Raw genomic sequence first — 5,098 nt, 5'->3', positions numbered from 1 at the left:
TGAATAGAGATTTTTTTATTTATCCCTTCCTCTTTAGCTAGAAACAAAAATTTGTATTTCCCCGGGTTTTCAAGCTTTGTAACTGATGAAGCAGTAGGTCTTTTATCATGCCAACCCTGATCATGCGCTGATACACAGTAAACACCCTTGAAATCAATTTCTTTATCGCATTTAACCTCTATCCTTGAGTGTTTCTCTAATACAGAAAGTGTAATTTCGAATAAAGAGCCTTTCTCAACTATTTCAGGACATGAGATAATTTCAAAATCCTTATAAGGTTCTTTCTCAATTATTTCTATACTGCTTATAATAAGAAAATTTTCCTTTACTGTTCCTTTACTCAAATTCGATATCTGCAAAGTATTTTTGCCCTTTTTTAAGGTTTCTATAGGAAGCCTGAAGTAATTTGCTGGCCAGCCCTTACATACATTTTCAAAAAAGACAAAATCTTTGAATATTGTTTTATTGTTAAGCTTTATTTCTATAGGACAGGTATATTTCTTCCAGTCTTTTAACATACTCACAATTTTCAGGAGAAATCGCGAACGTTTCTTTGACGAATCAAATAATCTTTTTATATAGAATTCAGTTTTTATTGGCTTTTCAAAACAAAAAGCGCCATATCTCTTTTCAGGCAAGCCAAATTTTTGAGTATAGGAATGGAAGTGACTATCAGCAGAAAATTCATCGCATTTCTCTGCCTGAAAAAATGCTTCTGCCTTTATAATCAGTCTTTCAACAATATTTTCTTCAAATCTCTCTGCTGATTTCACTATTATTAATTATCTTTACCCAAAAGAGTTCTAAAATTTCCATATAAAGTATTGACTCTATCTTTTACAATGTCTTTTTCCGCATGATTTCTTGCCTTGGATAGATAATCTAAACACTTTAACGCTGTGTTCTTACTTGCTATTTTGGGAACATCAAATTGCCATGCAAGTGCCTGAACATCTTCTTGGAATTTCTGATCATGTAGTGTCTCATAGAATTTTTCAATGAAAGAAGAAGCTTCTTGATAATACCCTTTAATAAATCTCTTTACTAAAATACGGTAATCTTTTTCAGCATTCCAGCATAAATTAGAAGCAATATAATAATTCATTCCATGAGTTTTCCATCCTTCAGGATAGGGACTAAGACCAAAATTAATTCCCTTTATACCTATTTGAAAATAATGCTTGAAGTCTTCTTGCATTATTGGAAGTCTTGGGAACGGATATCTGCCATGTATATATTCATATATCCATACAAAATCAGTAATTTTCATCCAGTCAAGAAGTGTTTTATAACAATATCTGTTACGAGCTATTCTTTTATCTGCAAGGCTATGTAAATAATCTCTTTTAATAAACGCAATGGCCAATTGTAAATTCGGATGTGGTTTTATATCTATGGGAGGGATCAAAGTCTCATGATACGCCTGAATTGTTAAGGTGCAGTCAGGGAAAACCTTGCAGACTCTTTTTGCTATTTCATTGGCAAAAATTAAATATCTTCTTGATTTTGATTGATCTAATTCCTCAAGAGCTATATATCTTGTTTTTGCCCCATCAAGTTTTATTGAATTATCATCCTCGCTCCAACTTGGATGAATAAGATTTGAATCAGTAGGTATAATTCCTATCTTTTTAACATCCGGATATTCCTCAATATGCGCAATTATCTTTTTTGATATATATTCAATTAATTCTGAATTGGCTGTATTAATTTGTCTATATGTTCCTGTTTTTCTTCTCTTCCCTTCAATCAATGGGAAAAAATCAGGCTTAGTTTCAAAAAGGTCATTTGGAATCCAGTATTTAAAACTATGCTCCGATGTATCTATGGAAATTCCTAATGTGCTTAACCTTTCTCTAAGCTCCTTACTTTTCCATGGTTGATTTCCCCAATATATAGTACAGTAATTCATGCCCTGCTTTACTATCCAATCTGCAAGAAAATAATTACTGGTCGATTTTTCACGATGTGAAATCCAGCCATGGCATTTTCGCATTAGGAAATCAGGGCTTTCAACATCAATAAAGTTTGAAATAGTTATATTACTGGTTTTTTCAAAATATGTTCCATTTTCACCTGGAGCAACAAAATAAAATCCAATGTAATTTTTCAAAAAATGATACACTCCATAGAGACAACCGACATAATCTTTACCTAAGATAAATATCTTACTATCTTTTGCATATATAATAAATGATTCTCTATTCGCTAAAGGATATTCCCTTAAAATATTTCTTATTTCCTTATTATTCCATGAACCTATTCTGCCAATATAGATGCCATCCTCATTTATTGTGTCTGAATCCATTAATGAAATTTCATTTTTTGATATCATTTGAAGATGTTTTTTAAGTTCTTCAGATGCAAAGTTAAGTGTTGGATTATTATCTTTATATTTGAAAGTTTTACTTAAAAATTTACCGTCTTTTATGAGTATACAATTACCATTTAATTTCTTATGGATATGAATACTTTTCTTTTCAGCAGGAACTACATCCTTATCTTCTATTTCCCATAAACCTTTATATACTTGTTCTGGTATGCTTTTATCAATAAGCGGAATATCAGATATTAAAAATTCTATATCTTGTTTCTTTATTTCTATGTCAAGGATAGATTGTAAAAACACTTCTATTTTCCCGGTCCCCTTGGCAATAAAAGGGCAATACAGATTCCCATTATCAACCCGGCTTTGATAAGTTTTATCAACAATATTCTCTCCATATATCCTTATACCCTTTCCAACAAATTCTGGAGGTAATTTATGTAAATACAGGACATAAGATTTGTGCTTTTCGACATTAGCTGAGAATATAACTTTAGGTTTATATTCGCTTAATTTTATATCATCAAACCATACAGTCCCTTTTTCTCTTAATTCAAGAACTAAAGTAAGTTTAGGGGAATTTGCAGTGATTATACCGCTAATATATTGCCATGTTTCTAATGGATAAAACTTCTCGTAAAATGCAACTCCATCTGTAGTTATTAATATATCCCCAATTGTTTCAGATTTAACATTCTCGCTTGATTTAGCTTTCACATAACACGAAAATTTGTAACATGATCCTTTTTTAGCATTATCGGTATTCTGGTACCATCTTGCCCTGCCTTTTTCTATACAATCTATTCTAGCTGATTTGGTTCCATTTCTACTGATAGTTTCATCTATTGCAAAATTAAATTTACCGGACACTATATGTCTTTCCCAACAATATTCGTCTGCTTCAAATCCAGGATTTTTAATCATTTTTTTTTATCTTTACTCGTATCTTTTCCTTTAGGGATAAAATCAGGGTCAGTAGTAACCAGCATAGAGTCTATTTTTGCCCCGATCTGGTTAGGGAAAATATATAGATGCGAAATGGATTGCTCTTTTGTTTTTATTAAATTGGAAAGTTTCTCTTTTGGATAGGGCAGCCAAACCCATTCATTAGCTTTTGTTCTTGCTCTAACAGAATTATCAAAATTAATCACCCCATCATATTGTACACCGCCATGAACCCAGTCTTTCACTCTTACCAAAAATTCGGTATTTACCGGGGATTGTACACGCAGCCATATATAGTATTGAATATTTAGCAGAAAAGGATACTTGAAGGAAATATAAGGCCAATAGTTTCCTCCTCCTTTATATTTCTCGCTTTCCACAACCTTGAGACAGCTATTGTTGCAGGCAGTATCATCTGTCTCAATAAGTAAAGTATCCATTCCTCTTGATACATACCCTTCAACCTCAACCCAATTATAGACATATTCTTTCTTTTCTTCTGCTCTGACTTCCTGAGTAAACGCAATTACCATGAATAATAACCCAGCTACAATACTCACTATAGATATTTTTTTGCTCATTTTACCCTCCGTTTAGTTTAATATTTAAGGATCTATGCCAAACCAATAATTTCTGCCAGTATCTGTGGTTTGGTCTCTTGATACATCCTCTGCAGAAAGTGATTCTATATGACCATCAAGGAAAACATGATTGCATTTTTCATTATGGCGGTATGAATTGGAAAACCAACCAGCAGTATAGTAGGTAACATAGTAGAGGTCTAATCCGCCATCAACAAGTAACGCCGCTTTTGAGGAATACTTAATTTGTGACTCTTTTTTGCCGGACAGTCCTCTGTTATAAGCATAGACAGTATGCGCAGTAGTCTCAAAATATGCTTTTTCATCTGACTTCGCGCTTGGACACCATAGAAGGGAATTATCTTTACTTGCGGTATATTCTATATACCCATCATTGGCTAACATGTTAAACCAAATGGTACTACCATCTCTGTAGTTTGGGAGAAAACCATCATAGTCAGAAGTATACATCTGGAAAGCTAGTCCTAGTTGTCTCAAATTACTCATACATTTTGCCCTTCTTCCCATCTCTCTTGCTTTACTGAGTGCTGGAAGCAACATACTGGCAAGTAAGCCTATAACAGCAATCACAACCAAAAGCTCCAGAAGTGTAAATCCCGCCCTCGTTCCCCATTTTCTTATTTTATTTAACACTTTAACTCACCACCTTTCTTCAGTTACTTTACCCTTCTTGTAGATTCTCTTACAATCAAGCTTGGCTCTAGAACAATCTGTGCATATCTAGTTTTCTTCTTTTGTATTCGCTCTATTAATTTTTCAACAAGATATCTAGCTTCTTTCTCCCTAGAATATCCTATAGTAGTTAGAGGAGGATTACAATATCTACTCATTTCAATATTGTCAGTCCCGACAATAGCTATATCATGTGGAATCTTGAGCTCTGCTTCATTAATGGCTTTTATAGCTCCAAGTGCCAGAAAATCATTGCGCATAAATATTGCTGTGGGTCTTTCTTTCATCTCTATAAAGTCTTTAGCTACGGCGTACCCGTCTTCCATGTTATAACCTTCACAGTGCTTTATTAGAGAAGGGTCAAGTTTTATGTTATACTGCATTAATGCTCTTTTGTATCCTTCAACCCTACTGGGCATACGTGTTAAGTTAAGCTAATAAGTTTTCTCGCCGATGTGGTTGACATCGGTGTTTTTTTGTGCCATTATACCGATAGCCGTAATAATGCTATCGGCATAGAAAGGAGACAGTTATGACGAAGGAGAACAGAAGG

At 33.6% G+C, this 5,098-nt stretch carries 5 protein-coding genes; all 5 read right to left on the bottom strand.

The window, feature by feature from the left end:
- The coding region (locus tag KKC91_08740; GenBank protein MBU0478639.1) for a hypothetical protein at positions 1–773 on the bottom strand (773 nt) is incomplete at its 3' end.
- Positions 774–778: 5 nt separating this feature from the next.
- Positions 779–3,250 carry a DUF4838 domain-containing protein gene (locus KKC91_08735; protein MBU0478638.1) on the bottom strand — a complete coding sequence of 824 codons (2,472 nt, stop codon included), beginning with the start codon at positions 3,248–3,250 and terminating at the stop codon, positions 779–781.
- Positions 3,247–3,852 (bottom strand): hypothetical protein, encoded by a 606-nt coding sequence (locus KKC91_08730; protein ID MBU0478637.1) that lies wholly within the window; start codon positions 3,850–3,852, stop codon positions 3,247–3,249. The genes KKC91_08735 and KKC91_08730 overlap by 4 nt, the downstream gene beginning before the upstream one ends.
- Before the next feature lie 24 nt (positions 3,853–3,876).
- Positions 3,877–4,506: a type II secretion system GspH family protein gene (locus KKC91_08725; protein MBU0478636.1), complete on the bottom strand. Its 630-nt coding sequence runs from the start codon at positions 4,504–4,506 to the stop codon at positions 3,877–3,879.
- Between the two features lie 23 nt (positions 4,507–4,529).
- Complete coding sequence (locus KKC91_08720) at positions 4,530–4,928, bottom strand: substrate-binding domain-containing protein (GenBank protein MBU0478635.1); 399 nt, start codon at positions 4,926–4,928, stop codon at positions 4,530–4,532.
- Positions 4,929–5,098: the final 170 nt, after the last annotated feature.

The sequence above is a fragment of the bacterium genome (assembly GCA_018812485.1).
GTDB lineage: Bacteria > JAHJDO01 > JAHJDO01 > JAHJDO01 > JAHJDO01 > JAHJDO01.
The sequence above is the reverse complement of the archived record's forward strand: the minus strand, read 5'-3'. Positions and strand labels throughout refer to the sequence as shown.

Bases quoted from the DNA above. Each gene is read 5' to 3' on its own strand.
- KKC91_08730 (MBU0478637.1), bottom strand. From the start codon at position 3,852: ATGAGCAAAAAAATATCTATAGTGAGTATTGTAGCTGGGTTATTATTC.
- KKC91_08735 (MBU0478638.1), bottom strand. From the start codon at position 3,250: ATGATTAAAAATCCTGGATTTGAAGCAGACGAATATTGTTGGGAAAGA.
- KKC91_08720 (MBU0478635.1), bottom strand. From the start codon at position 4,928: ATGCAGTATAACATAAAACTTGACCCTTCTCTAATAAAGCACTGTGAA.